Raw genomic sequence first — 25,255 nt, forward strand, 5'->3', positions numbered from 1 at the left:
CTGAATATCGGCAGGTAAGCACCTAAAATGTAGTCCCTTTGCATCATAATCTACGCTTTACGCTGAAACCGTATCGCAGTACCCTTTCTCTTGGTGCGACTTTTGAAATAACCGCATTGCGTTTTAAAATCGCTGTGTTGATTTTAGAAATAGCCTTATTGATATAGTGCAACGCCCCCTTTTTTCAAGGGTGAGTACAGGAGTAACAATCATGTCACCTGAACATCAGGTTAACGAAGAAAAGCGTCCTATTGACCGCCAGAGCTTATTAATTGAAGCCAATGACATCATTAAACATCACGATGATTATTTGCATGGCATGGTCGCTGATAGCGTAGAACAAAAAAACGGCGTGCTGGTTTTTCGCGGTGAGTTTTTTCTCGATGAGAACGGAATACCGACCTTAAAAAGCACCGCGGTATTTAACATGTTCAAGCATCTTGCGCATGTTTTATCCGAAAAATATGACTTGATCGATTAAATAGCTTGATCGATTAAAAACAAATGCCCGCAAATTCGCGGGCATTTGATTGTGTACGGCTTAATCTTTTAGCAATTACAGCAGGGGCTTTGAACCACGTTGCCACCAGCGCAGCATCAGTCGTTCTGCGGTATCGCCAGCGCTGCCCGTCAGACGATCCAGCAGGCGTTTACGCCGCGTATAGCGAACGCTTAAGACTTCATGGTTGGCCATTTCAGCAATCAGCAGATCGTCACTGGTGCCGATAGCGTCAACTAACCCCAGATCTTTCGCCTGAGAGCCAAACCAGTGCTCTCCCGTCGCTACCGAATCAATATCCAGCGAAGGGCGCATCTGCTGTACAAAGTCCTTAAACAGCGTATGTGTGACATTCAGATCTTCGCGGAATTTCTCACGGCCTTGTTCAGTATTCTCACCAAACAGCGTCAGCGTACGTTTGAATTCACCCGCGGTGTGCAACTCAACATCAATGTCTTTGTTTTTCAGTAAACGGTGGAAATTGGGGATTTGCGCCACGACGCCAATAGACCCGACAATCGCAAACGGTGCCGCTACGATGCGGTCAGCCACACAGGCCATCATATATCCGCCGCTGGCAGCCACTTTATCCACGGAAACCGTCAAACGTACGCCGCCCTGACGTAAACGTTGCAATTGTGAGGCCGCCAACCCATAACCGTGCACTACACCGCCAGGGCTTTCCAGACGCAGCAAGACTTCATCTTTCGGTTTCGCCACAGCGAGCACGGCGGAGATCTCTTCACGCAGCGAACTGACTTCGCCCGCATCCATACTGCCGTTGAAATCAAGCACGTACAGGCACGGCTTAACACTTTTCTCTTCTCCACGTTTGGCGCGCTGTTTATCTTGCTTCGCGGTTTCTTTTTCTTTCTTCTTTTCTTGTTTCGATAACAGCTTACGCTCGGTGTCGCTCATACAGGCAGTCTGCATTTCGCGCTGCATTTCCTGATATTGTTCACCCAGATTCGTGACCTGCAACTCACCTTTATGTGGGCGTTTACGCTGCGTCATCCCGAATGCCAGAACGACTAACGCACCAATAGCCACCACGATGGTGAGTACCTTAGCCAGGAATAAACCGTACAGAGAAAGTAATTCCACAAACACCGTCCTCATTGACTGCGTATTAATTAATGTTGGTTTACTCACCAACCATGGCGTTGACGTCGTGCGCCATTCCCTTCCTATAACCTAACTGATGGCACGCAATATGGCGATGTTATTCCTGCGGTTTTTACGCCTGTTGCTGCTTTTTACAACAGCACGGGGATAAATAGAGGCAGTCTCATTGAAAACATACGACATTTGAGGCATAACACCCCCATTCACCCTGCCCGGATGCGCCGTTATCTGACGTTCCGAGCGGCACGACCGACGCATATCGTCGTGCCGACACGCGATGGCAGGTCTATTATCTGAAGCGTGGCTGTTTTGCGCCACGGCAAGAGGAATTCATTGTGCATTACCAACCTAAAATCGATTTACTGCAAAACCGCATCATTCTGGTCACCGGTGCGGGCGACGGCATCGGTCGGGAAGCTGCGCTGACCTACGCCCGCTACGGCGCACACGTCATCTTATTAGGGCGGACAGAAAGTAAACTTCAGTCGGTTAAACAGCAGATCGAGCAGGATCACGGTACGCCAGCACACGTTGTTGTTTGCGATATGCTGGCTTTATCCTCCGCGCAGTGCTTTCAACTGGCTGACGAACTGGCGCAGGTTGTGCCGCATCTGGATGGGGTTCTCCACAACGCCGGATTACTTGGGGAAATCGCCCCTGTCACACAGCAAACGCCAGAAATCTGGCATCAGGTTATGCAGGTCAACGTCAACGCAACCTTTATGCTGACACAGGCGCTGCTACCTCTGTTATTAAAATCACCGTGCTCTTCTCTGGTTTTCACCAGTTCCAGCGTGGGCCGCGAAGGTCGCGCCGGCTGGGGAGCCTATTCCGTATCCAAGTTCGCGACAGAAGGCTTGATGCAAGTGCTGGCCGATGAATACCGTTCACAAAATCTACGAGTGAACTGTATTAATCCCGGTGGAACGCGTACGGGAATGCGTGCATCGGCCTTCCCCAATGAAGATCCGATGAGACTGAAAACGCCAGCAGATATTATGCCGCTGTATCTCTACCTGATGGGCGATGACAGCCGCCGCAAGACGGGGATGAGTTTTGACGCACAGCCGGGCAGAAAAGCCGGTCCAGCCGAATAATAGAGAAGACACGCACGATGAGCGATGAACGCCACCAGCAACGCCAACAGCGCCTGAAAGAAAAGGTCGACGCCCGCATTGCCGCCGCGAATGAAACGCGCAGTATCCTGATCGTCTTCACCGGTAACGGGAAAGGAAAAACCACCGCAGCGTTTGGTACCGTCACGCGAGCGATAGGCCACGGATTGCGGGCGGGCGTGATCCAGTTTATTAAAGGTGAATGGCCTAACGGTGAGAAGAATCTGCTGCAACAGCACGGCGTGGAATTTCAAGTCATGGCGACGGGCTTTACCTGGGATACGCAGAATCGCCAGACGGATACCGAAGCGGCACAGCACGTCTGGCAGCATGGCAAACGCATGCTGGCCGATCCACAACTCGACCTCGTCGTGCTGGACGAACTGACGTATATGATTAGCTATGATTATCTGGATTTAAGTGACGTTGTCACTGCATTAAAACAGCGCCCTACCAGTCAGACGGTCATTATTACCGGACGAGGTTGCCATCGTGATTTGCTAGAAATGGCCGATACCGTGACAGAAATGCGTCCGGTAAAACACGCGTTTGATAACGGGATTCAGGCACAGCAAGGCATTGACTGGTAGTCGTTAGCCTTATTGCTGACAAAGGCCGGTGCGCGGGAGTAACGGATAGATCGTAAAGACGCTGCAAGTACGTCCATGTAAGCTCGGATTGCGCCATCCCTGGCGCAAACGCTTTACTCTTCTATTCCGTTACGCCCGTTTTCATTCGGTAAATAGGTTTGTCAATAGCCTATTGCGGGCAGCGAAGGCTGCCCGTGAAGCGTAGGAATAACGATATTAACCGTTGCGCTTCGACTTTGGCGAGGTACGGCGCGCCGGAGCACTGTTGAGCTGGCTGTGACGTTTTACCGCCCGACGGATCTGGTTCGCTTTCACCCGACGGCGCTCACGCTCAACTGGCAGTTTCGATACCGTTTCTGCCGGAAGCTGCACGAGCTCACGCAGATAGTTCAATTGTTCCAACGGCATTTCTGTCCAGCCACCACGCGGAATGCCTTTCGGCAACGAAATGTCGCCGTAGCGCACGCGAATCAGGCGGCTGACCTGCACGCCAACCGCTTCCCACAGACGGCGAACTTCACGGTTGCGCCCTTCGGTCAGCGTCACGTTATACCACTGGTTCAGACCTTCACCGCCCTGATAGCGGATAGTGCGGAATGATGCAGGGCCGTCTTCCAGCTGTACACCTTTACTCAGCTGTTTGATCTTTTCGTCGTCAACAACACCGAAGACACGCACGGCATATTCGCGCTCAACTTCACGGCTTGGGTGCATCAGGCGATTAGCTAACTCACCGTCGGTCGTGAACAGCAGCAGACCGGAAGTGTTGACATCCAGACGCCCTACTGCAACCCAGCGAGAGCCCTGAATTTTTGGCAGACGGTCAAATACCGTCGGGCGGCCATCAGGATCGTTACGGGTACACAACTCACCTTCCGGTTTATAGTACATCAGTACGCGGCACACGGACTCTTCGGTTTCCTTAACGGTAACCACATGACCATCGATACGGATTTTGGTGGCTTTCGTCACTTCAACGCGATCGCCCAGAGTGGCAATCTTACCGTCAACGCTGACGCGTCCAGCCTGAATGATAACTTCAACTTCGCGGCGTGAGCCATGTCCGGCACGCGCCAGAACTTTTTGTAACTTTTCGCTCATTGAGCAACCTCTAGTGTCGCCTTCCCAGGCGTCGGGGGGGAGTCATAACTGCTGATAAAATTCAGCACGTTACGTAAAAATAGTGTGTACGTAAAAATCGTTCGTCGTATTAAAAACTGGCGCGATTATACCGATCTTCGCACCATTTGTATTCCCATTGTTACCGCTCGTCGCTGCACTTATAGGAACGGCGTGACATCACCGGTGCCTTCACGGGCGACGCGCGGCACGGATTCGGTCAAGTCGATAACCGTCGTCGGCTGTTGACCCAGCGAGCCACCGTGAATAATCAAATCCACCAGTTTTCCCAATCTGTCCTGAATTTCTTCTGGATCGGATTCGGCGAAATCATTTCCCGGCAGCATCAGCGTAGTCGACATCAGCGGTTCATTCAGCGCGGCCAGCAGCTCCAGTGCGATAGGGTTGGACGGCACGCGCAGGCCGATGGTTTTACGCTTTTCATTCATTAAGCGGCGAGGCACCTCTTTCGTCGCTTTCAGAATAAACGTGTAATTACCCGGCGTATTATTTTTAATCAACCGGAAAGCCGAGTTATCAACATGGGCATATGTCGACAGTTCGGACAGATCGCGACACATCAACGTGAAGTTATGATCGCTACCCAGATCGCGAATCCGGCAGATGCGTTCCAACGCGTTCTTTTCGCCCAACATACAGCCCAACGCGTAACCGGAATCCGTTGGATAAACAATCACCCCACCTTTATGCAAAAATTCCACCGACTGATTGATCAATCGCGGTTGCGGATTCTGTGGGTGAATATAAAAAAACTGGCTCATGACCCTACCTCGTACGTCTGACATTTCGCGGCGTTGTGAATTCCAACCCGCTTCATCGTGCAAATAGTGCAATAGAATTATTATAGAACGTGTTGATGGTAAAAGATTGTTATTCCATGAATTTGTTATTTCAAAAAGAACGACATGGCATCAACACGGCTATGCATCGCTAGTCTACCAACACGGGATGATGCCAAACGGGTTCGACATCGGCAGGCAACCACAGCTTGCGGCCCAGCTCAATCCAGGCGCACGGCAGATGGAAATCCGATCCTTGCGACGCCATTAGGTTGAAGTCGCGCGCATAGCGCCCCAGCTGCGTACGCTCATCCGGTGCCTGTTGGCATTGCGCCACTTCCATCGCGATCCCGCCGCTTTCTGCGAAGGTAGCTAACAGACGCTTTAACCATTTGGCCGTCAAATCGTAGCGCCCCGGATGCGCCAACACCGACACACCGCCGGATTGATGAATCGCCTCAATCGCTTGCGGAATGGTGCACCACTGCGGTGGCACGTAGCCGATTTTGCCTTTCGCCAGATATTTTTTGAACACCTGATTCATATTCGCCGCGATACCCAGTTCGATCAGATAACGCGCAAAATGCGCACGTGTAATCTGCCCTCCGGTCGCCAGACGCTGTGCGCCCGCCAGCGCATCGGGAATGCGGTTTTTTTCCAATCGAGCCGCAATCTGTTCCGCCCGACTCTGCCGACACGCTGCCTGCTGTTGCAGCAACCCCGTTAACGCTGGATGTGCAATATCCATCCCCAACCCGACAATATGGATCTCATGATTTTCCCACAGCGTGGAGATCTCCACGCCGGGAATCAACCTCAGGGGCAACCCCTGCTGTGCAATCGCATTCTGCGCTTCGTCAAGTCCAGCCGTCGTGTCGTGATCGGTAATGGCCAGCACGCTCACCCGCATGTCTACCGCCCGGCTGACCAGCGCCGTCGGCGTTAAAAGGCCATCTGATGCCGTGGTATGGCTATGCAAATCATAAAGTGGAAATGACGATATCGGTTGAGAATCTTCTGGCACAAGCCTATCCATTAACAAGAATAATGCGAAGGCCGCATGATGCCATTAATAGGAAGCAAATGGTAATGCCCGCCGTTTCCCTGAGTAATAAAATAATCATATTGAAGGTGTTGACATTTTATCGCCGAACCAGTTAACTAGTACGTAAGTTCGGTACGCAGACAGTATACAAACAGTGAGATGATGATAATGGCAACGCAGAAAATGATGAAACATGGTTGGTGGCGCGCTTCCCTATCGCGGGTGGACTAATCACGCATCGCTGTTATCACACATGCAGATATTCCCAGGCCCGCTTAACTAAGCGGGCTTTTTATTTGATGGGCACAACATTAAACGGGTAGCAAGAATGCAAACAACACAACCTAAACTGGAACTGCTGCGTATCGAGGCCGTTTATCGTAACGACCCCAGCGCCATCTTCCATCAGCTCTGCGGTGCCAGACCGGCAACGTTGCTGTTAGAGTCGGCTGAAATCGACAGCAAGCAAAACCTGAAAAGCCTGTTGATCGTCGATAGCGCACTGCGCATCACCGCATTGGGCCAGCAGGTTTCCATTCAGGCATTAACCGCAAACGGCGCCAGCCTCCTGCCGCTTCTGGATGCCGCGCTGCCAGTGGAGATTATCAATCAACCGCGTCCGAACGGTCGTGAACTCACGTTCCCACTGGCAGACGCCATGCAGGACGAAGATGCTCGCCTGCGTTCGCTGTCCGTGTTTGATGCCTTACGCCAGATTTTGACGCTCGTCGCCTGCCCGACAGACGAGCGTGAAGCCATGTTCCTCGGCGGCCTGTTCGCCTACGATCTGGTCGCAGGATTTGAAGAATTACCTGCGCTGAGCCAGCAGCAGCGTTGCCCAGATTTTTGCTTCTATCTGGCAGAAACGCTGTTGGTGCTTGACCACCAAAAACGAGTGACCGCACTGCAAGCCAGCCTGTTTACACCGAACCATAGCGAAAAGCAGCGTCTGCAACAGCGTCTGGAACAGCTGCAACTTCAGCTCACCCAACCCGCGCCTGCGCTGCCGCGTCAGTCCATCGAAGATATGACGCTGAGCTGCAACCAGAGCGATGAAGCCTTCGGTGAAGTCGTCAGTCAGATGCAAGAAGCCATCCGCATCGGTGAAATTTTCCAGGTCGTGCCGTCACGTCGTTTCTCTCTGCCGTGTCCTTCACCGCTGGCCGCCTACCAAACGCTGAAGGATAGCAATCCCAGCCCTTACATGTTTTACATGCAGGATCAGGACTTCACGCTGTTCGGTGCCTCGCCGGAAAGCTCGCTGAAATACGATGCTGACAGCCGCCAAATCGAAATCTATCCCATTGCCGGTACCCGCCCGCGCGGTCGCCGTGCCGATGGCTCGCTGGATCGCGATCTCGATAGCCGTATTGAGTTGGAAATGCGTACCGACCATAAAGAGCTGGCTGAACATTTGATGCTGGTAGATTTAGCCCGTAACGATCTGGCGCGCATTTGTCAGCCGGGTAGTCGTTACGTTGCAGATCTGACCAAAGTTGACCGCTATTCCTTTGTGATGCATCTGGTCTCCCGCGTAGTGGGCACATTGCGTGAAGATTTAGATGTGCTGCACGCCTACCGCGCCTGCATGAACATGGGCACGCTGAGCGGCGCGCCGAAAGTCCGGGCCATGCAGCTAATTGCCGAAAGTGAGAAAACCCGACGCGGCAGCTACGGCGGCGCGGTGGGCTACTTCACCGCTCACGGCGACCTGGACACCTGCATCGTCATTCGCTCCGCCTATGTCGAAGATGGTATTGCCACCGTTCAGGCCGGTGCGGGCGTGGTGCTGGATTCTAACCCTCAGGCCGAAGCCGACGAAACACGCAATAAAGCCCGGGCCGTACTGCGAGCCATTGCCAGCGCGCACCATGCAAAGGAGATTTTCTGATGGCCGATATCCTGCTGCTCGATAACATCGATTCATTCACCTACAACCTGGTGGATCAGCTGCGTGCCAGCGGTCATCAGGTCGTGATTTACCGTAACCATCTGCCTGCCGACGTCATCATCGCGCGGTTACAGCAAATGGAAAAACCGATCCTGATGCTCTCCCCCGGCCCCGGCACGCCAGCCGAAGCGGGTTGTATGCCGGAACTGCTGCAACGTTTACGCGGTCAGCTGCCGATTATCGGCATTTGCCTCGGCCATCAGGCCATTGTGGAAGCCTACGGCGGCCATGTCGGTCAGGCGGGTGAAATCCTGCACGGCAAAGCATCTGCCATCGACCACGATGCCAGCGGCATGTTTAGCGGTTTGCCGCATCCGTTGCCCGTCGCTCGCTACCACTCGCTGGTCGGTAGCAACATTCCTTCGACGCTGACCGTCAATGCACACTTCAACACGATGGTCATGGCCGTACGAAACGATGCGGATCGCGTCTGCGGTTTTCAATTCCACCCTGAGTCGATCCTGACCACGCACGGCGCTCGACTGCTGGAGCAAACGCTGGACTGGGCGTTGGCTTAACGAGGGATACGATTATGCAACTGTCTGCTACACAACCGTCTTCTAAGACCCGGGAACCGTCTACTGCTCAGGATGTCATGACAATGCAACACATATTGGAAAAATTATACGGCGCGAACCCTATCAGCCGTCAGGAAAGTCAGGCGCTGTTTGGTGCCATTATTCGCGGTGAACTGGAAGCCAGCCAGCTGGCAGCGGCGTTGATTAGCATGAAAGTGCGCGGCGAGCATCCCGATGAGATCGCCGGCGCCGCCACGGCCTTGCTGGCCGATGCGCAGCCGTTCCCACGCCCTGACTATTTATTTGCCGATATCGTCGGCACAGGCGGCGACGGCACCAACAGCATCAACATTTCGACGGCCAGTGCCTTCGTTGCTGCCAGCTGTGGCCTGAAAATCGCCAAGCACGGCAACCGCAGCGTATCCAGCCGTTCCGGTTCCTCTGACTTGCTCTCCGCTTTCGGCATTAAGCTGGATATGAGCGCGCAGGATTCCCGTCAGGCGCTGGACGATCTGGGTGTGTGTTTCCTGTTTGCTCCGCAATACCATCTGGGCTTCCGTCATGCCATGCCGGTACGTCAGCAGCTCAAAACGCGCACCGTCTTCAACGTGCTGGGGCCGTTGGTTAACCCCGCTCGCCCACCGCTGGCGCTGATTGGCGTGTATAGCCCCGAATTGGTTCGTCCTATCGCCGAAACGCTGAAAGTGCTGGGCTACCAGCGTGCCGCGGTTGTACACGGTGGCGGAATGGATGAAGTCGCGCTTCATGCACCGACGCAGGTTGCCGAGTTGAACAATGGCGAGATCGAAACCTACGAACTGACGCACCGCGATTTCGGGCTGGATGCGTATCCGCTGTCGGCATTACAGGGCGGTACGCCAGAAGAAAATCGTGACATTCTCGCGTCACTGCTACAAGGTAAAGGTGAACGCGCGCACGCCGCGGCGGTTGCCGCCAACGTTGCGCTGCTCCTGAGATTGTTCGGACAAGAAGATCTGCGCCAGAATGCGCAACAGGCACTTGAAGTCATTCATAGTGGACAGGCTTATCAGCGCGTTATCGCCCTGTCCGCCAGAGGATAATGGAACCATGCAGGAAACCGTATTACATAAAATTGTGCGTGATAAAGCGCTCTGGGTTGCGGAACGAGAAAAAGCACAGCCGCTGGCCTCTTTTCAGCATGAGATCGTTCCCAGCCAGCGCGACTTTTATCAGGCGCTGAAACAAGATAAGCCCGCCTTTATTCTTGAATGCAAAAAGGCTTCACCGTCGAAGGGATTAATTCGCGATGATTTCGACCCGGTAGCGATAGCTCAGGTCTATAAAGATTACGCGTCTGCCATTTCCGTTTTGACCGACGAGAAGTATTTTCAGGGCGATTTTGCTTTCCTGCCGCAGGTTAGCGCGGCAGTACATCAGCCGGTGTTGTGTAAAGACTTTATTATTTCGCCCTACCAGATCTATCTGGCTCGCTACTATCAGGCCGATGCCATTCTGCTGATGCTGTCCGTGCTGGACGACGAGCAGTATCAGCAACTGGCCGAAGTAGCACACAGCCTGAAGCTGGGCGTGTTGACAGAAGTCAGTAATGAAGAAGAGCTACTGCGGGCCATTCAGCTCGAAGCACGCGTCGTTGGGATCAACAACCGCGACCTGCGCGATCTCTCTATTGACCTCGACCGTACCCGGACGCTCGCACCGCGTCTGCCTGCTGGCGTCACTGTGATCAGTGAATCCGGTATCAATTGCCAGGCACAGATTCGTGAACTCAGCGCGTTTGCTCAGGGCTTCCTGATCGGCAGCTCACTGATGTCCGAGCCGGATCTGAACGGCGCGGTACGCCGCGTTATTCTAGGTGAGAACAAGGTCTGCGGCCTAACGCGTGCAGCAGATGCACAAGCCGCCTATCACGCAGGTGCGCTCTATGGCGGTTTAATCTTCGTCGCCAGCTCCCCACGCTATGTTGACGCCAAACAAGCCGCCGACGTTATGACGGGTGCCCCACTGCGCTATGTCGGTGTTTTCCGCAATGCGCCTGTCGAACACATCGTTGCTATCACAACGCAATTAGGGTTAGCGGCCGTTCAGCTGCACGGCGATGAAGATCAACAGACCATCGACCGGCTACGCCAGCAATTACCTGCAACCTGCCAGATTTGGAAAGCGCTGAGCATCGCGGATGCCCTGCCTGAGTGCAATCTCGCCCACGTCGATCGCTACGTGTTTGACAACGGTCAGGGCGGCAGCGGTAAAACCTTCAACTGGTCGCTGCTGGCGAATCAGTCATTGGATAACGTGCTGTTAGCCGGTGGCCTGAATAGCGATAACTGCGCACTGGCAGCACAGCAAGGTTGCGCAGGACTGGATTTCAATTCCGGGGTAGAAAGCGAACCGGGAAAAAAAGACTCACATAAAATTGCTGCGGTTTTTGCGACATTACGTCAACCACAGCACTAAAACAGACGGGAAAATTATGACATTACTCAACCCTTATTTCGGTGAATTCGGCGGACAGTTTGTTCCGCAGATCCTCATCCCGGCGTTACGCCAGCTGGAAGAGGCTTTCGTCAGCGCACAAAAAGATCCTGAATTTCAGGCTGAATTTACCGATCTGCTGAAAAACTACGCGGGTCGTCCGACAGCGTTAACCCTGTGTAAAAACCTGACCGCAGGGACAAAAACCAAGCTGTACCTGAAACGCGAAGATCTACTGCACGGCGGTGCGCACAAAACCAATCAGGTACTCGGACAGGCGCTGCTGGCTAAACGCATGGGTAAAAGCGAAATCATCGCCGAGACCGGGGCGGGCCAACACGGTGTCGCAACGGCGCTGGCTTGCGCCCTGCTCGGCCTGAAATGCCGCGTCTATATGGGTGCCAAAGACGTTGAGCGCCAGTCGCCGAACGTCTTCCGCATGCGTCTGATGGGGGCAGAAGTGATTCCAGTTCATAGCGGTTCTTCCACGCTGAAAGATGCCTGTAACGAAGCGCTGCGTGACTGGTCCGGCAGCTATGAAACGGCACACTATCTGCTGGGGACGGCGGCTGGCCCGCATCCTTATCCGACTATCGTGCGCGAGTTTCAACGCATGATTGGTGAGGAAACCAAAGCGCAGATCCTGGAAAAAGAAGGTCGTTTGCCAGATGCGGTATTAGCCTGTGTCGGCGGTGGCTCTAACGCGATTGGGATGTTCGCTGATTTTATCGATGATACCGATGTCCGTCTGATCGGCATTGAGCCGGGCGGCTTGGGTATTGAATCCGGGCAGCACGGCGCACCGTTAAAACACGGCCGCGTGGGTATTTATTTCGGTATGAAGTCTCCGATGATGCAAACGTCTGACGGGCAAATTGAAGAGTCCTATTCTATTTCTGCCGGGCTGGATTTCCCGTCCGTAGGGCCGCAGCATGCCTATCTGAACAGCATTGGTCGAGCCGACTATGTCTCGATTACCGATGATGAAGCGTTGGATGCTTTCAAAGCGCTCTGCCGTGGTGAAGGGATTATTCCCGCGCTGGAATCCTCCCACGCGCTGGCACACGCTTTGAAGATGATTAAAGCGGAACCGGAGAAAGAGCAACTGCTGGTGGTCAATCTGTCCGGCCGTGGTGATAAAGACATCTTTACCGTGCACGATATTTTGAAAGATCGGGGAGAAATCTAATGGAGCGCTATCAACAGTTATTTAACCGCCTGTCAGAGAAAAAGGAAGGCGCGTTCGTTCCGTTTGTTACGCTGGGCGATCCCTCCCCCGAGCAGTCCCTGAAAATTATCGACACGCTGATTGCCGCCGGTGCCGATGCGTTGGAGCTGGGCGTGCCCTTCTCTGACCCGTTGGCAGATGGCCCGACCATTCAGGATGCCAACCTGCGCGCCTTTGCAGCAGGCGTCACACCAGACCAATGCTTCGAAATGCTAGCGGCCATACGTCAGAAATACCCAGAAATCCCGATTGGCCTGCTGATGTATGCCAATCTGGTCTTCAGCAACGGTATTGATGAATTTTATCAGCGCTGTGCGCAGGTTGGCGTCGATTCAGTTTTGGTGGCGGATGTGCCGGTAGTGGAGTCTGCACCGTTCCGTACGGCTGCGCTGCGACACGGCATTGCCCCCATTTTTATCTGTCCACCCAATGCTGACGATGAACTGCTGTGTGAGATCGCCTCTTATGGGCGTGGCTACACCTATTTAGTGTCACGTGCGGGCGTGACTGGAGCAGAAAAGCGTGCGCAACTGCCACTGAATCATCTGGTTGCCAAACTGAATGCGTATCATGCTGCCCCGCCGTTACAAGGATTTGGTATTTCCGATCCTGCTCAAGTGCGCGAAACGTTAGCCTCAGGCGCAGCGGGTGCCATTTCAGGGTCTGCGATCGTACGGATTATCGAAAAAAATCTGAACCAGCCCGACGTCATGCTGTCCGAGTTACACGCCTTTGTGAGTGAAATGAAAGCGGCTACGCGTTCATAACACGTTTCAGGCGCGCGATTTGTGCTTCACACAAGTCCTATCGCGCGCCGAATAATGTTTCAAATTATTTCTTATTTAATTAACGCGAAGCATCTTCAATTATTATTTAGTTTCCACTTTATTATAATTGTAAGAAATGTTTTCAAATTGAAATAATTATTTAATTCCGCATCAACAAAATAAATTAATTACCCCTTAACTTTTAAACCGCATAAATCCCACGAATAAAATACGAAGAAAATCACAGAACTGAGATCATTTAAAATTTTCTCTTTTTAACGATCTTGTTCACATTACTGTAAGAAATAATAAATAGAATGGAATCGCTGAACAAAAGTGGCAGCGCGTTTTTAAATAATAATTCTCTTTGACTTGGGATAATAAAATGAAAGTTAAAATATTGACGATGGTGGTAACCTCCTTAATCAGCTTAAGCTCCATGGCTGTGACGATTGACTATCGTCATGAAATGAATGATTCGGCAAAGAACGATCATAAAGATCGCCTGCTGATGTCTCACCGTTTTGACAACGGTTTTGGCTTGTCACTGGAAGGCAAATGGGGTCAATCAAAAAATGATACCACCCCAAATAAACCGTATAACGAGACGGTCAGCAACGGTACAGAAGTTACCGCCAGCTATCAGTACAAATTCAACAAAACGTTTGGATTGGAAACCGGCCTAAACATGGTTACCACTTCAGACGACAACAACTATCGCCCTTACCTCAAAGGCACCGCCAACATTACCGATTCTTTGTACTATGGTCTGCGCTACCGTGCATCTTACCTGCGTAAAAGTAACAACATCGGTAATACCAGTACAGCTGCGAACCCTACCGATATTAAAGGCTACACCATCACCAGTACGCTGGGTTATAAACTGCCTGCGAACTTTGTGGTTGAATACGAATTTGAATACGACAAGAAGACCAAAGCTGGAGCTCCTGGTTACATTGCCGACAACGACAACTATGGCCTGACTCACAACGTTAAGTTAGCGTATAAATATGACAAAAACTGGACGCCTTATGCTGAAGTCGGCAACGTTGTTGGCAGCAAAAACACTGACGAGCGTCAAACTCGCTACCGTGTTGGTGTACAATACAATTTCTAATGGCTAACGCCATTTAGATAATTGCTGTAATAAAAATAGCGTTCTCTTTATTGGTTTGTTATTTCCTGTCTATAAAAACGGCGAAGTTATTTACTTCGCCGTTTTTTTTACTCTTTGAGAGAAATAAAGAAATTAAATTAACAATCAGAAGCGATAACCTACGCCAAACATAAAGGCCCATGGATCAAGTTTAGTATGGATACTTTGCTGATCGTTCCCAGCTTTAAACTTCACATCGGTATCAATATCCATCCACCACACGGACATATTAAGCAGCCAGTTTTTATCCAGGTTGTAATCCAACCCTGCCTGCGCAGCAAGGCCCCAGGAATTCTTCAGGCTCAGATCGCTCAGCCCTGCACCTTTCCCCGTATCATTAAATTTCTCATCGAAGAACAGGGTGTAATTCAGGCCAACACCCAAATAGGGACGTAATTTATCTTGAGTATCACCAAAATAGTACTGCGCGACCAGTGAAGGCGGCAGGTGCTTAACTTCCGCAATAGTCCCCGTTCCCGGTGTTCCGACTTTATGTTTGAACGGCGTGGCGGCAAGTAATTCAACCCCAATATTGTCCGTCACCATGTAGCTAAACGTCAGACCCAGTTGAGTATTGTTACTCACCTGAAACTCACCTAAACCCAGTACGTTGTCCGAGCTTTCAGCAGGCCGTACGGTTGTTGAACCCGCCCGAACAATGAAATCACCCGCTTGATGAGCCTGCGCCAATGCAGGCATGAGCGCCGCTGCCAACAATAAGAAAGATGTCTTTTTCATTACCCACTCCATTTATAGGGTTTAAATTTCGAGCGAAATATACCCCTAAGTAGGTATTCTTGTTTTAAGCCAGATCACATCTTTTAAAGATTTTAGGCCTAAATTGAACTGAATCATTTATCGCTAACTCATTAAAATTCATGAAATTGATCCAGATCAATAGTACCGTAAGAACATCGCATATGCCGCAGGTAGCGATAAGCGCCATTATGAGCAGCCATGCCGTACTGACCTCATAGTGAGGGGAAAAGCAGCATTGCGTCGTTGACGGGGTGCCACAGCGCGAATTAACAGGTTACAATTGGGAGTTAAGTTCTCTCTGTCGATTTATCTTTTTTCAAGGAGCCTGCATGCCTATCACGGCTAACACGTTGTACCGTGACACAATGAATTTCACCCGCAACCAGTTCATCAGCATCTTAATGATGTCACTGTTGACGGCATTCATTACTGTCATACTGAATCATGCACTATCGCCTTCTGGAGACGAGTTACAGATTCTGAGCAGTTCCAGCAGCGATCTGTCATCTTCTGTCGAAGCTGGCTTGATGGATATGATTCAGCAGATGACGCCGGAACAACAAACCGTGTTACTGAAAATGTCGGCAGCAGGCACCTTTGCTGCGTTAGTGGGCAATGCGCTGCTGACGGGCGGGGTTCTGATGCTGATCCAGCTGGTTTCTGACGGACAGCGCACCAGTGCACTGCGAGCAATTGGCGCCTCTGCCCCCTTTTTACTGCGTCTGCTTATCCTGATCTTGCTGTGCACCCTGCTCATCCAGCTTGGCATGATGCTTCTGGTCATTCCTGGCGTGCTGCTCGCTATTGCGCTGAGTTTGTCACCCGTGATTGTCGTTACGGAAAAAAGCGGGATTTTCAATGCGATTAAAGTGAGTACCAAACTGGCTTACGGCAACCTGCGTGCAACCGCGCCTGCCATCGTGATGTGGCTACTGGCTAAAATCGCCATTTTGCTGATCGTGTCGAAGTTACCGATTTCCTCACCGACCGTGCTCGGCGTGGTTCTGAATGGCTTGGGCAACCTGATCTCCGCGATCCTGCTCATTTATCTGTTCCGCCTTTATATGCTGCTGCGCGCTTAATTACCGCACTCTACCTATGCCATCGCTCTGGTGGCATAGGTTCCGCCAGATCCCCGTTCGCTATCTACCCAATCGTAATTTTCTGCAAATTATTACAATATCTCGGGAATGGTGTTCCACAATAAAGGATAATGGCATGAGCTATCGGATAACTCTCGCGGGTTATGATTACGACACTGTTGAGTGATGGATTGACATAATGAAGCAACTTCTTGATTTTATACCGTTGGTCGTTTTTTTTGCGGCCTATAAACTTTATGACATCTATATCGCATCGGGTGCACTGATTGCGGCAACGGCGCTGTCACTCGTGGTCACCTGGGTGATGTATCGTAAAATAGAGAAAATGACGCTGGTCACCTTTGCCATGGTCGTCGTTTTCGGTTCGCTAACGCTGGTGTTCCATAACGACCTGTTTATCAAGTGGAAAGTCACCATCATCTACGGCTTGTTCGCCATTGCCCTGCTGGTTAGCCAGTTTGTAATGAAACAAACCCTGATTCAGAAAATGCTGGGTAAAGAGTTAACTTTGCCGCAACCCGTCTGGGGGAAACTGAATTTCGCCTGGGCTATGTTCTTTCTGGTGTGTGGACTGGTTAACATCTATATTGCTTTCTGGTTACCGCAAAACGTTTGGGTTAATTTCAAAGTCTTTGGTCTGACCGGTGTGACGCTGCTGTTTACGCTGATTTGTGGCGTTTATATCTATCGTCACTTGCCTAACGATCAGGAAAAGTCAGAAGAAGAAAAAAGCGAACAGCAGCAATAGCCAAAGCGAGATAGACACAATGAGCACACAAAACGTGTTACCACAGGGCGAACTGGTTCTTCGCACGCTGGCAATGCCAGCTGATACCAATGCGAACGGCGATATTTTTGGCGGCTGGCTGATGTCGCAAATGGACATGGGTGGCGCGATCCTGGCGAAAGAAATTGCCGAAGGACGTGTCGTTACCGTACGGGTTGATGGGATGTCATTCTTAAAACCTGTCGCTGTTGGCGATGTGGTTTGCTGCTATGCGCGTTGCTTACGCACGGGCCGCAGTTCTATCAACGTCAACGTTGAAGTGTGGGTGAAGAAAGTCTCCTCTGAGCCGATTGGTCAGCGCTATCGGGCGACCGAAGCGTTATTCACCTACGTCGCCGTAGATGAAGAAGGCCATCCGCGTGAGTTGCCTGCGGGTAAAAGCAACTTCACGCCAAGCGAGTAACGTCTGGCATCAGACTCAGCATTCGCTGGCGCAAGTACCTAAATTATTACCGGATGCATTGTTACCAAATATATCGTTACCAGATATAAAGACATAACGAAAACGGGGCGCTATCTACACAGATGGCGCCCCGTTTCTTTTTCATATCGGCGTGAACTATTCGACTGCCGCCCCGCCGTCAATTTTAAAGACGATGGTCACAACCAAATCTTTGCCCGGTTTACCCGCTTCATAACGCCATTTACGCATGGCCTGTTTGATATCGCGCTCGAACATATTACGTGGCTCAGCAGAAAGCACGCGCACGTTGTCAACACGTCCAGACTCGTCCACATCAAACTGCATTTTTACCCGCCCTTCAACGCGCAGAGAAAACGCACGCGCCGGATACTGAGGCTGTGCGCGGCTCAACGGACGTGGCCCACTTGACTGCGTGCTTGCTGCGGGTGCCGGTGCCTGCTTCACTGGCGCATTCGTCACATTGCGCGTTGGCTCTGTGCTGGTAAACGGCGAAGGCGGCTGTTTTTCAACCGTCGGTTCACGTTTAACCGGCTTAGGTTGCTCCACCTTCTTCACCGGCTTAGGCTCCGGTTTAGGTTTCGGCGGCTTGGGCTTTGGTTCAGGTAATGGCATAGGAACCGGCTGCGGCACGGGCTCCGGTTCTGGAATCGGTTCCGGCTCTGGTTCGGGCTGCTTAACCGGCTCTGGCTCCGGGGCAGATTTAGCAGCAGGTGCCGCTTCATAGGCCGCAGGGTTCACCATCACAACGCTGATGGGCTTAGATTCCTGCGGTAATTCGATTGAATTATTAAATGATGCGTACAGCAAACCTGCAATCAGTGAACCGTGAAAACCGACTGAAAGTATGAATGGCCATGAGTAACGGCGGGTCAAAAAAAACTTTTTTTGCGGCATAGTCTGTCTTTATCCTCTTATGCCGCCCAAGTTTAAATGCAAATAGCAATCATATTCAATAACAACCCGTGGAATTGTTAAAAAAACAGAAATCGTGGGGGGATTACTCTGGCAAATCAACCTATTGTCCTCGTACTATTGTCTTCAAACAACATCACGTATGATGATAGAAACACGTTTCTCTTACCCGATAGCGTTTGACCGCTGGGGGTCTCAAACCCGGCACCCCAAACGATGAAGGGTACCTTCCCACCTGTGAGGTCGCTATGCTCTACGTCATTTATGCTGAAGATAATGCTGATTCATTAGCAAAACGCCTGTCGGTCAGACCGGACCATCTTGCCCGTTTACAGGCATTGCGCGATCAGGGTCGACTGATTACCGCTGGCCCGTTGCCTGCAATCGACAACGAAGATCCCGGTCAGGCTGGCTTTAGCGGCTCCGTGATTATCGCCGAATTCACATCGCTGGATGAGGCAACGACATGGGCCAACGCCGACCCTTACATCGCAGCGGGCGTCTATAAACACGTCAGCGTGAAGCCATTCAAAAAAGTGTTTTAAGGGTTCAATTGATACAGGTCATGGTTGTACTAGAAAACCATGACCCTTTTCGCCCCCGTCAAAAGCTGAAATATTTTAGTCATTTAACAGTGATAATTTGACCGCTATTCATTTATAGAGGGTCAGCAATCATGTTAATGCCTGCGATTTTGCGAAACGGAGTTGCTACTATCCGCCGCCGTCATCGCCTCAGTATTCTCTCCGGATTGTTATTGATCATTGGGTTATTTTCTTTACTGCAATTGGTTTCCGTCGGCGTCATTTCGCAAACGATGACGCAGGTTCGGCAGGATATTTCCGCTAACGAGAGCCTTCGCCAGCAGCAAGCCTTAATGGATAAAGCGCGGATGGAAGTGATGAGTGCCAGCGATAAACTCAACCGCGCGGGCATTTATCTGTTGGTAGATAAAGAAACGGGGTCTGAAGGCAGTTGGCATAGCCTGATGGATGAGGCGGAAGTGTCTCTAAAACAGGCGCAGGAGCACTACCAATTACTGGGGACGGTCACAACAGCTGAAGCGGACACTGCGGCTTTTATCGATTTGAAAAAGAGCTATAGCCAGCTTTATTCCGGGCTCGTCGAACTGGCCGAGGGAATAAAGACCACGAATCAGATCGATATTTTCTTTGCCATTCCGGTACAGGCCTACCAGAGCGATTTTACCCAGAAGTATTCGCACTATCTGCAAGATACCGATGCGCTGCAAAAGCAGCATGGTCAACAATTTTTATCCTCTCTCGATAACGCAAAAACGATTTTCATTACAGTTCTTGGCCTCTTGCTGGCGATCGCCATCGCCGTGTGGATTGGCGTAAGCCGGATCATTATTCGTCCGCTGACGCACATTATTGCCCATTTAAAACTGATCGCTGCGGGCGACCTTTCGCATGCGGTCAATACAAAAACGCGCGGTACACGCGAAGTTGAACAGCTTAATGCTAGCGTCATTCAAATGCAGGAAGGTCTGGTGACCTTGGTCAATCAGGTTCGCCAAGGCGTTGACCATATGGTGACGCAGGTCGATCGAGTCGCGGCAGATAACCATCGACTTTCCGAACAGGCAAACCGCCAATCCCACGAGCTCAAAATCACCACAGAACATATTATTCAGCTTAGCCAGCATCTGGAACAAAATACCCAGCATACCCAACAGGCTAATTTGCACGCGGAAGACACCAGCAAGATCGCCGCACAGGGTGAGACAATGATGAATGACGTCAAGGTGGCGATGTCAGACATTGCAGGCAGAACGCGTGAGATGACGGAAGCGATTGGGATGATTGAGAACGTGGCGTTCCAGACACATATTTTGTCGTTGAACGCCGCCATTGAAGCCGCACGAGCCGGAACGATGGGACGCGGCTTTGCCGTTGTCGCGCGGGAAGTCGGCACGCTGGCTTCGCAAAGCAGCCATTCTGCCCAAAATATTAATGTGCTGATTCGTGATTCTGATAACAGCGTCACCGCCGGAACGCGACTGGTGAACAAACTGAATGACAGCCTGCAACACATCATTCAGACCGCGAAAGGCACGGGAACGTTTCTGAGCGAGATTTCGGAGATATCGCACCAGCAGAACGAGAGTATTCATGAAGTCACCGCACGGCTTAGCACGCTGAACGACACCGTAAGAGAAAATGCGGGACAGGTTGAAGCCTCGGCACACACCTTCGCCTCACTGCTGGAGCAAACAGAACGCTTAAATACGTCGGTATCGCTGTTCATCCTACCCTCGACGGAAGATGACATTAACCCGATGATCGATCAGATAGAAATGGCACAGCGCATTCCAGCGATGGGATAAGCCGATGAGAGAATAAACCCAGAGCGTGATAAATCGTGTGATAAAAAAATAGCGACCATACCTCGGGTCGCTATTTTCCTCACTGGCTTACCAGTCGTAGGTTACCGCATAGAGCAATGCCCGGCGCTGCTGCTTTTGTTGCAGATAACGGGCAGAGCGAATATGACGATACGTACGTGATTGAGCCTCTAACCAGCGACTTCTTCTACGCTGGACCTGACGTAACATCCGCCAGCGACCCACTTCATTCCGACTGCGTTTCATTATGCGACTCTTGTTAATACACTCGCGCGGGGCATTATACCCCCCTCATTCACGGCGACAATCAGTGAATCCCTTTCTCCGACATTCTCTTCTTAGCCCGCTACGCTATTTTATTCAGAGGAAAGGCATTTCCCCTTTTATAAATCTATGCGTACACTTTGTTAATTCTTTGCAGAAGGGAACTGTGCTGCTTTTATGTCGACATTTTATACCGTAATAAGTTGGTTACTGGTTTTTAGCTACTGGTTGCTGATTGCAGGTGTGACCCTGCGTATTTTAATGAAACGTCGGGCGGTGCCTTCTGCGATGGCTTGGCTGTTGGTGATTTATATTCTGCCACTTGTCGGTATTGTCGCTTATCTTTCGTTTGGCGAGCTCCATCTCGGCAAACGCCGAGCCGAACGTGCCAGCAAAATGTGGCCATCAACGGCAAAATGGCTACGCGAATTAAAAGAATATCGCCGTATTTTCGCGACGGAAAATAGTGAAGTCGCCAGCGCGTTATTTCAGCTGTGTGAAAGACGGCAAGGGGTTGGCGGCGTTAAAGGCAATCAGTTGCAGTTAATGACAACGTTTGATGACACTATTAAAGCGTTATTGCGTGATATTGAGCTCGCACGCAGCAACATCGAAATGGTGTTCTACATCTGGCAACCCGGCGGTCTGGTTGAGCAAGTCTCCTCTTCCCTTATCGCCGCGGCACGACGCGGGGTACACTGCCGTATTCTGTTGGACTCTGCCGGCAGCGTACAATTTTTCCGCCAGCATCATCCCGAGTTGATGCGTACTGCCGGGATCGAAGTGGTCGAAGCCCTGAAAGTGAATCTGTTCCGTGCTTTCCTTCGCCGCATGGATTTGCGACAGCACCGTAAAATCATCCTGATCGACAACCGTATTGCCTATACCGGCAGCATGAACATGGTCGATCCCCGTTTATTCAAACAAGATGCTGGCGTCGGGCAATGGATCGACCTGATGGCACGCATTGAAGGCCCCGTGGCGACCACGCTGGGGATTATTTACTGCTGCGACTGGGAAATGGAGACAGGCAAGCGCCTGCTTCCGCCGCCGCCGGATGTTAACGTTATGCCGTTCGAACAGGAGAGCGGCCATACCATTCAGGTTATTGCTTCTGGCCCCGGTTACCCAGAAGAAATGATTCATCAGGCGCTGCTGACGTCCGTCTATTCGGCACGTAAGCAGTTGATCATGACGACCCCCTACTTCGTGCCCAGCGACGATTTGCTGCATGCCATCTGTACCGCAGCTCAGCGCGGGGTTGATGTCAGCATTATCGTTCCACACAAAAATGACTCCGTGCTGGTCGGCTGGGCCAGTCGCGCATTCTTCACGGAACTGCTGGCCGCTGGCGTAAAAATTTATCAGTTCAAGGACGGACTGCTGCACACCAAAAGCGTACTGGTTGATGGACAACTCAGCCTGATTGGCACGGTGAATCTGGATATGCGCAGCCTGTGGCTGAATTTTGAAATTACGCTGGTGATTGACGATGCCGGATTCGGCAGCGATTTAGCCTGTGTACAGGAAGACTATATCGCCCGTTCACGCCTGTTAAACGCGACGCAGTGGCAAAACCGCCCTTACTGGCAACGCATCGTCGAGCGGCTGTTCTACTTTTTCAGCCCTCTGCTATAAATATCCCCGTCATACTTCAAGCTGCATGTGCGTTGGCTTTCCTCGCTCACCCCAGTCACTTACTGATGTAAGCTCCTGGGGACTCACTGCGTCGCCGCCTGCCTGCAACTCGAATTATTTAGGGCATGCTGCGTTTTCCCGTGTTCTAATAAGGCTATTGGGAATTAACAGGAATTACGTTATGGATTTGAATAACCGTCTGACCGAAGACGAAGCATTGGAACAGGCCTACGATATCTTTTTGGAACTCGCGGCTGATAACCTCGATCCGGCAGATATTCTGCTGTTCAACCTGCAATTCGAAGAGCGCGGTGGTGCAGAGTTATTCGACCCTGCTGAAGACTGGGCCGAGCACGTTGATTTTGACCTGAACCCTGACTTTTTTGCCGAAGTCGTGATTGGGCTGGCCGAAGAAGACGGTGAAGAAATCACGGATATTTTTGCCCGCGTGCTGATTTGCCGGGAAAAAGACCACAAACTTTGCCACATTTTGTGGAAAGAGTAATTCCTCTTACTTAAAAGTAAGGCGTCTCCCGCAAGAGACGCCTTTTTTACATCGATAGCCGATAAAACAGATTACTGTGCTTCGGCTTCTGCCACCGGTAATAACGCCTGCGGATCGACCTTCAGACACGAAACAGCGTGCGTAAAGCTCCCTTCCAGCAATGGACGGGTTTTCGAGCACTCAGGGCCGACAATCGGGCAACGCGTGCAGAACACACAGCCCGATGGCGGATTGATTGGCGAAGGCAAATCCCCTTCCAGCAGTTGTATCTTCTTGTTCCGCTCCTGATCGGGATCGGGCGTCGGCACAGCGGACATCAGCGCACGGGTATACGGGTGCTGCGGATTTTTATAGACCTGATCGTACGTTCCCAGTTCTACCGCATGACCCAGATACATCACCAACACGCGATCGGAGATGTGTTTCACAACCGATAAGTCATGAGCGATGAAAATCAGCGACAGACGCATTTCGCGCTGTAGCTGACGCAGCAAGTTAACCACCTGTGCCTGAATCGACACATCCAACGCGGAAACCGGCTCATCACAGATAATCAGCTTCGGTTCCAGAATCAACGCACGCGCGATGCCGATACGCTGACACTGCCCGCCAGAGAATTCATGCGGATAGCGGTTGATCAGGTTTGGCAGCAGCCCAACCTTCAGCATCATCGCTTTCACACGATCTTTTACCGTCTGTCGATCCAGCTCTGGGTGATAAACCTTTAACGGCTCGGCAATAATTTCGCCGATGGTCATACGCGGATTCAGTGATGCCAGCGGATCCTGGAATATCATCTGAATATCGCTACGCGCAGCGCGCCACTGAGCAGCGCTCATACCCAGCAAGTCTTTGCCCAGCCAGGTGACGCGTCCGTCGGTCGCTTTTACCAGACCGATAATCGCACGCGCCAGCGTGGACTTGCCGCAGCCGGATTCACCCACCACGCCCAGCGTTTCGCCTTCATATAAACGTAGCGTCACGCCATCAACGGCTTTCAGTTTTTTCGGCGGCTGCCAGAACCACTGCTTATCATCTCTGACATCAAAGTGGACTTTCAGATCGTCCACTTCTAACAACACCTTTTTCTCGTCCGCGTTGTTCATACCACCTCCTCAATCGCTCTAAAGCAGGCGCGCAAGCGGCCATCACCAAAAGATTCCAGCGCCGGTGCGCTATGGCAGACATCCATTGAATACGGGCAGCGTGGTTGGAACGGACAGCCTTTCGGCAAACGTAATAAGTTAGGCGGATTGCCCGGAATGGTTGCCAGCACGTCATCTTCCGCATCCAGACGCGGCACGGCGTTGAGCAGGCCAACAGAATACGGGTGGCTCGGATGATAAAAGACGTCGCGTGCAGCGCCGTATTCCATGGTACGTCCGGCGTACATCACCAGCACTTTGTCACAAATACCCGCCACCACACCCAGGTCGTGGGTGATCATGATGATGGATGTATTGAACTCACGTTTCAGCTCGTTCAGCAGCGTCATAATCTGTGCCTGAACCGTCACATCCAGCGCCGTTGTCGGTTCATCGGCAATCAGCAGCTTCGGACGACACAGCAGCGCCATTGCGATCATCACGCGCTGACGCATCCCACCGGAAAACTCATGCGGATACATCTTCATACGCTTGCGCGCTTCCGGCATTTTGACCGCATCCAGCATTTTGACGGATTCTTCAAACGCTTCGCTTTTGCTCAGGCGTTTGTGCAACATCAGCACTTCCATCAGCTGTTCGCCAACGCGCATGTAAGGGTTCAGCGAGGTCATCGGGTCCTGGAAGATCATGCTGATTTCTTCAGCGCGCAGCTTATTCAGTTGGCTTTCAGGCAAATTGAGAATTTCTTTGCCACGAAAACGTGCCGATCCGCCAATACGGCCATTGCGAGCCAGCAGCCCCATCAACGCAAACGCGGTTTGTGATTTACCGGAGCCGGACTCACCAACAATCCCCAGCGTTTCACCAGCGTTGAGCGTGAAGTTCAGGTCGTTAACCGCCGTTACATCGCCATCCTGCGTTTTGAACGTTACCCGGAGATCCTGAACATGTAGCAGCGCGTCGTGCGCGCCAGTTAATTCAATCTTGCTCATGTCGATATT

General features: G+C 51.6%; 26 protein-coding genes and 1 other annotated feature. Of the genes, 17 read left to right on the top strand and 9 right to left on the bottom strand.

Annotated features, from left to right (window positions below; translation table 11 throughout):
- Positions 1-211 precede the first annotated feature (211 nt).
- A complete protein-coding gene (locus tag QWJ20_RS00405) occupies positions 212-481 on the top strand; it encodes a YciN family protein (protein ID WP_039276201.1) in 270 nt (89 codons plus the stop codon).
- A 75-nt stretch (positions 482-556) separates the two neighbouring features.
- Here QWJ20_RS00405 and sohB read toward each other — a convergent pair whose 3' ends face one another.
- Entirely contained in the window at positions 557-1,603 is a 1,047-nt protein-coding gene (gene sohB, locus QWJ20_RS00410; RefSeq protein ID WP_433991616.1) for a protease SohB, read from the bottom strand.
- A gap of 356 nt (positions 1,604-1,959) precedes the next feature.
- Here sohB and QWJ20_RS00415 point away from each other — a divergent pair, with 356 nt between their 5' ends.
- On the top strand, positions 1,960-2,721 hold the full coding sequence (locus QWJ20_RS00415; RefSeq protein ID WP_433991617.1) for a YciK family oxidoreductase: 762 nt from the start codon (positions 1,960-1,962) through the stop codon (positions 2,719-2,721).
- Positions 2,722-2,738: 17 nt separating this feature from the next.
- Positions 2,739-3,329, top strand: coding sequence for a cob(I)yrinic acid a,c-diamide adenosyltransferase (gene cobO, locus QWJ20_RS00420; protein ID WP_433991618.1), 591 nt, complete (start codon positions 2,739-2,741; stop codon positions 3,327-3,329).
- A gap of 216 nt (positions 3,330-3,545) precedes the next feature.
- Here cobO and rluB read toward each other — a convergent pair whose 3' ends face one another.
- The 3 genes from rluB to rnm form a co-directional block, all read right to left on the bottom strand.
- The gene (gene rluB / locus QWJ20_RS00425; protein WP_039480862.1) at positions 3,546-4,430 is read right to left on the bottom strand and encodes a 23S rRNA pseudouridine(2605) synthase RluB; all 885 of its coding nucleotides are present in this window, start codon (positions 4,428-4,430) and stop codon (positions 3,546-3,548) included.
- Between the two features lie 179 nt (positions 4,431-4,609).
- A complete protein-coding gene (locus tag QWJ20_RS00430; RefSeq protein WP_039480865.1) occupies positions 4,610-5,230 on the bottom strand; it encodes an L-threonylcarbamoyladenylate synthase in 621 nt (206 codons plus the stop codon).
- 169 nt (positions 5,231-5,399) lie between these two features.
- A complete protein-coding gene (gene rnm, locus QWJ20_RS00435) occupies positions 5,400-6,272 on the bottom strand; it encodes an RNase RNM (protein ID WP_039480868.1) in 873 nt (290 codons plus the stop codon).
- Between the two features lie 213 nt (positions 6,273-6,485).
- Positions 6,486-6,590: a sequence feature (Trp leader region), on the top strand.
- A gap of 31 nt (positions 6,591-6,621) precedes the next feature.
- On the opposite strand from rnm, the gene QWJ20_RS00440 reads away from it, so the two are divergent.
- From QWJ20_RS00440 to QWJ20_RS00470, 7 genes are all read left to right on the top strand, one after another.
- Positions 6,622-8,184 carry an anthranilate synthase component 1 gene (locus QWJ20_RS00440; RefSeq protein ID WP_433991619.1) on the top strand — a complete coding sequence of 521 codons (1,563 nt, stop codon included), beginning with the start codon at positions 6,622-6,624 and terminating at the stop codon, positions 8,182-8,184.
- Positions 8,184-8,762, top strand: coding sequence for a glutamine amidotransferase-related protein (locus tag QWJ20_RS00445; protein ID WP_010275261.1), 579 nt, complete (start codon positions 8,184-8,186; stop codon positions 8,760-8,762). The genes QWJ20_RS00440 and QWJ20_RS00445 overlap by 1 nt, the downstream gene beginning before the upstream one ends.
- Positions 8,763-8,845: 83 nt before the next feature.
- Positions 8,846-9,844, top strand: coding sequence for an anthranilate phosphoribosyltransferase (trpD, locus tag QWJ20_RS00450; protein WP_095699431.1), 999 nt, complete (start codon positions 8,846-8,848; stop codon positions 9,842-9,844).
- A 7-nt stretch (positions 9,845-9,851) separates the two neighbouring features.
- Positions 9,852-11,219 carry a bifunctional indole-3-glycerol-phosphate synthase TrpC/phosphoribosylanthranilate isomerase TrpF gene (gene trpCF / locus QWJ20_RS00455; protein ID WP_433991620.1) on the top strand — a complete coding sequence of 456 codons (1,368 nt, stop codon included), beginning with the start codon at positions 9,852-9,854 and terminating at the stop codon, positions 11,217-11,219.
- 13 nt (positions 11,220-11,232) lie between these two features.
- The gene (trpB, locus tag QWJ20_RS00460) at positions 11,233-12,426 is read left to right on the top strand and encodes a tryptophan synthase subunit beta (protein WP_174866331.1); all 1,194 of its coding nucleotides are present in this window, start codon (positions 11,233-11,235) and stop codon (positions 12,424-12,426) included.
- Positions 12,426-13,232 (top strand): tryptophan synthase subunit alpha, encoded by an 807-nt coding sequence (gene trpA / locus QWJ20_RS00465; RefSeq protein ID WP_433991621.1) that lies wholly within the window; start codon positions 12,426-12,428, stop codon positions 13,230-13,232. The genes trpB and trpA overlap by 1 nt, the downstream gene beginning before the upstream one ends.
- 385 nt (positions 13,233-13,617) lie before the next feature.
- Positions 13,618-14,349 carry an oligogalacturonate-specific porin KdgM family protein gene (locus tag QWJ20_RS00470; RefSeq protein WP_226309113.1) on the top strand — a complete coding sequence of 244 codons (732 nt, stop codon included), beginning with the start codon at positions 13,618-13,620 and terminating at the stop codon, positions 14,347-14,349.
- Positions 14,350-14,493: 144 nt separating this feature from the next.
- Here the strand turns inward: QWJ20_RS00470 and ompW are convergent, their stop codons facing one another.
- Entirely contained in the window at positions 14,494-15,126 is a 633-nt protein-coding gene (gene ompW, locus QWJ20_RS00475; protein WP_095994521.1) for an outer membrane protein OmpW, read from the bottom strand.
- Positions 15,127-15,476: 350 nt separating this feature from the next.
- On the opposite strand from ompW, the gene QWJ20_RS00480 reads away from it, so the two are divergent.
- The 3 genes from QWJ20_RS00480 (at position 15,477) to yciA (ending at position 17,440) form a co-directional block, all read left to right on the top strand.
- A complete protein-coding gene (locus tag QWJ20_RS00480) occupies positions 15,477-16,229 on the top strand; it encodes a YciC family protein (RefSeq protein ID WP_010275282.1) in 753 nt (250 codons plus the stop codon).
- 199 nt (positions 16,230-16,428) lie between these two features.
- Complete coding sequence (locus QWJ20_RS00485) at positions 16,429-16,998, top strand: septation protein A (RefSeq protein WP_095699426.1); 570 nt, start codon at positions 16,429-16,431, stop codon at positions 16,996-16,998.
- A 19-nt stretch (positions 16,999-17,017) separates the two neighbouring features.
- Positions 17,018-17,440, top strand: a complete 423-nt coding sequence (gene yciA / locus QWJ20_RS00490) for an acyl-CoA thioester hydrolase YciA (protein ID WP_039480896.1) — start codon at positions 17,018-17,020, stop codon at positions 17,438-17,440.
- 156 nt (positions 17,441-17,596) lie between these two features.
- Here the strand turns inward: yciA and tonB are convergent, their stop codons facing one another.
- Complete coding sequence (tonB, locus tag QWJ20_RS00495) at positions 17,597-18,355, bottom strand: TonB system transport protein TonB (protein WP_174865638.1); 759 nt, start codon at positions 18,353-18,355, stop codon at positions 17,597-17,599.
- A gap of 266 nt (positions 18,356-18,621) precedes the next feature.
- Between tonB and QWJ20_RS00500 the strand changes: the two genes are divergently transcribed.
- Both QWJ20_RS00500 and QWJ20_RS00505 read left to right on the top strand, forming a co-directional pair.
- On the top strand, positions 18,622-18,918 hold the full coding sequence (locus QWJ20_RS00500) for a YciI family protein (protein WP_433991622.1): 297 nt from the start codon (positions 18,622-18,624) through the stop codon (positions 18,916-18,918).
- 131 nt (positions 18,919-19,049) lie between these two features.
- Complete coding sequence (locus QWJ20_RS00505) at positions 19,050-20,723, top strand: Tar ligand binding domain-containing protein (RefSeq protein WP_433991623.1); 1,674 nt, start codon at positions 19,050-19,052, stop codon at positions 20,721-20,723.
- A gap of 87 nt (positions 20,724-20,810) precedes the next feature.
- On the opposite strand, the gene QWJ20_RS00510 is transcribed toward QWJ20_RS00505, so the two are convergent.
- The gene (locus QWJ20_RS00510) at positions 20,811-20,987 is read right to left on the bottom strand and encodes a YciY family protein (RefSeq protein WP_085996914.1); all 177 of its coding nucleotides are present in this window, start codon (positions 20,985-20,987) and stop codon (positions 20,811-20,813) included.
- 195 nt (positions 20,988-21,182) lie between these two features.
- Here QWJ20_RS00510 and cls point away from each other — a divergent pair, with 195 nt between their 5' ends.
- Both cls and QWJ20_RS00520 read left to right on the top strand, forming a co-directional pair.
- Positions 21,183-22,643, top strand: a complete 1,461-nt coding sequence (gene cls / locus QWJ20_RS00515) for a cardiolipin synthase (RefSeq protein WP_433991624.1) — start codon at positions 21,183-21,185, stop codon at positions 22,641-22,643.
- Between the two features lie 181 nt (positions 22,644-22,824).
- On the top strand, positions 22,825-23,148 hold the full coding sequence (locus tag QWJ20_RS00520; RefSeq protein WP_010275303.1) for an HI1450 family dsDNA-mimic protein: 324 nt from the start codon (positions 22,825-22,827) through the stop codon (positions 23,146-23,148).
- Between the two features lie 71 nt (positions 23,149-23,219).
- On the opposite strand, the gene oppF is transcribed toward QWJ20_RS00520, so the two are convergent.
- Positions 23,220-24,254: a murein tripeptide/oligopeptide ABC transporter ATP binding protein OppF gene (oppF, locus tag QWJ20_RS00525; protein ID WP_039487107.1), complete on the bottom strand. Its 1,035-nt coding sequence runs from the start codon at positions 24,252-24,254 to the stop codon at positions 23,220-23,222.
- A complete protein-coding gene (locus QWJ20_RS00530; protein ID WP_039487104.1) occupies positions 24,251-25,246 on the bottom strand; it encodes an ABC transporter ATP-binding protein in 996 nt (331 codons plus the stop codon). Before QWJ20_RS00530 ends, oppF begins: the two co-directional genes overlap by 4 nt.
- Positions 25,247-25,255: the final 9 nt, after the last annotated feature.

The sequence above is a fragment of the Pectobacterium sp. S5 genome, assembly GCF_051707265.1.
GTDB lineage: Bacteria > Pseudomonadota > Gammaproteobacteria > Enterobacterales > Enterobacteriaceae > Pectobacterium > Pectobacterium polare.

Bases quoted from the DNA above. Each gene is read 5' to 3' on its own strand.
- QWJ20_RS00405 (WP_039276201.1), top strand. From the start codon at position 212: ATGTCACCTGAACATCAGGTTAACGAAGAAAAGCGTCCTATTGACCGC.
- cobO (WP_433991618.1), top strand. From the start codon at position 2,739: ATGAGCGATGAACGCCACCAGCAACGCCAACAGCGCCTGAAAGAAAAG.
- rluB (WP_039480862.1), bottom strand. From the start codon at position 4,430: ATGAGCGAAAAGTTACAAAAAGTTCTGGCGCGTGCCGGACATGGCTCA.
- QWJ20_RS00430 (WP_039480865.1), bottom strand. From the start codon at position 5,230: ATGAGCCAGTTTTTTTATATTCACCCACAGAATCCGCAACCGCGATTG.
- QWJ20_RS00440 (WP_433991619.1), top strand. From the start codon at position 6,622: ATGCAAACAACACAACCTAAACTGGAACTGCTGCGTATCGAGGCCGTT.
- QWJ20_RS00445 (WP_010275261.1), top strand. From the start codon at position 8,184: ATGGCCGATATCCTGCTGCTCGATAACATCGATTCATTCACCTACAAC.
- trpD (WP_095699431.1), top strand. From the start codon at position 8,846: ATGCAACACATATTGGAAAAATTATACGGCGCGAACCCTATCAGCCGT.
- trpCF (WP_433991620.1), top strand. From the start codon at position 9,852: ATGCAGGAAACCGTATTACATAAAATTGTGCGTGATAAAGCGCTCTGG.
- trpA (WP_433991621.1), top strand. From the start codon at position 12,426: ATGGAGCGCTATCAACAGTTATTTAACCGCCTGTCAGAGAAAAAGGAA.
- QWJ20_RS00470 (WP_226309113.1), top strand. From the start codon at position 13,618: ATGAAAGTTAAAATATTGACGATGGTGGTAACCTCCTTAATCAGCTTA.
- ompW (WP_095994521.1), bottom strand. From the start codon at position 15,126: ATGAAAAAGACATCTTTCTTATTGTTGGCAGCGGCGCTCATGCCTGCA.
- QWJ20_RS00480 (WP_010275282.1), top strand. From the start codon at position 15,477: ATGCCTATCACGGCTAACACGTTGTACCGTGACACAATGAATTTCACC.
- QWJ20_RS00485 (WP_095699426.1), top strand. From the start codon at position 16,429: ATGAAGCAACTTCTTGATTTTATACCGTTGGTCGTTTTTTTTGCGGCC.
- yciA (WP_039480896.1), top strand. From the start codon at position 17,018: ATGAGCACACAAAACGTGTTACCACAGGGCGAACTGGTTCTTCGCACG.
- tonB (WP_174865638.1), bottom strand. From the start codon at position 18,355: ATGCCGCAAAAAAAGTTTTTTTTGACCCGCCGTTACTCATGGCCATTC.
- QWJ20_RS00500 (WP_433991622.1), top strand. From the start codon at position 18,622: ATGCTCTACGTCATTTATGCTGAAGATAATGCTGATTCATTAGCAAAA.
- QWJ20_RS00505 (WP_433991623.1), top strand. From the start codon at position 19,050: ATGTTAATGCCTGCGATTTTGCGAAACGGAGTTGCTACTATCCGCCGC.
- QWJ20_RS00510 (WP_085996914.1), bottom strand. From the start codon at position 20,987: ATGAAACGCAGTCGGAATGAAGTGGGTCGCTGGCGGATGTTACGTCAG.
- cls (WP_433991624.1), top strand. From the start codon at position 21,183: ATGTCGACATTTTATACCGTAATAAGTTGGTTACTGGTTTTTAGCTAC.
- QWJ20_RS00520 (WP_010275303.1), top strand. From the start codon at position 22,825: ATGGATTTGAATAACCGTCTGACCGAAGACGAAGCATTGGAACAGGCC.
- oppF (WP_039487107.1), bottom strand. From the start codon at position 24,254: ATGAACAACGCGGACGAGAAAAAGGTGTTGTTAGAAGTGGACGATCTG.
- QWJ20_RS00530 (WP_039487104.1), bottom strand. From the start codon at position 25,246: ATGAGCAAGATTGAATTAACTGGCGCGCACGACGCGCTGCTACATGTT.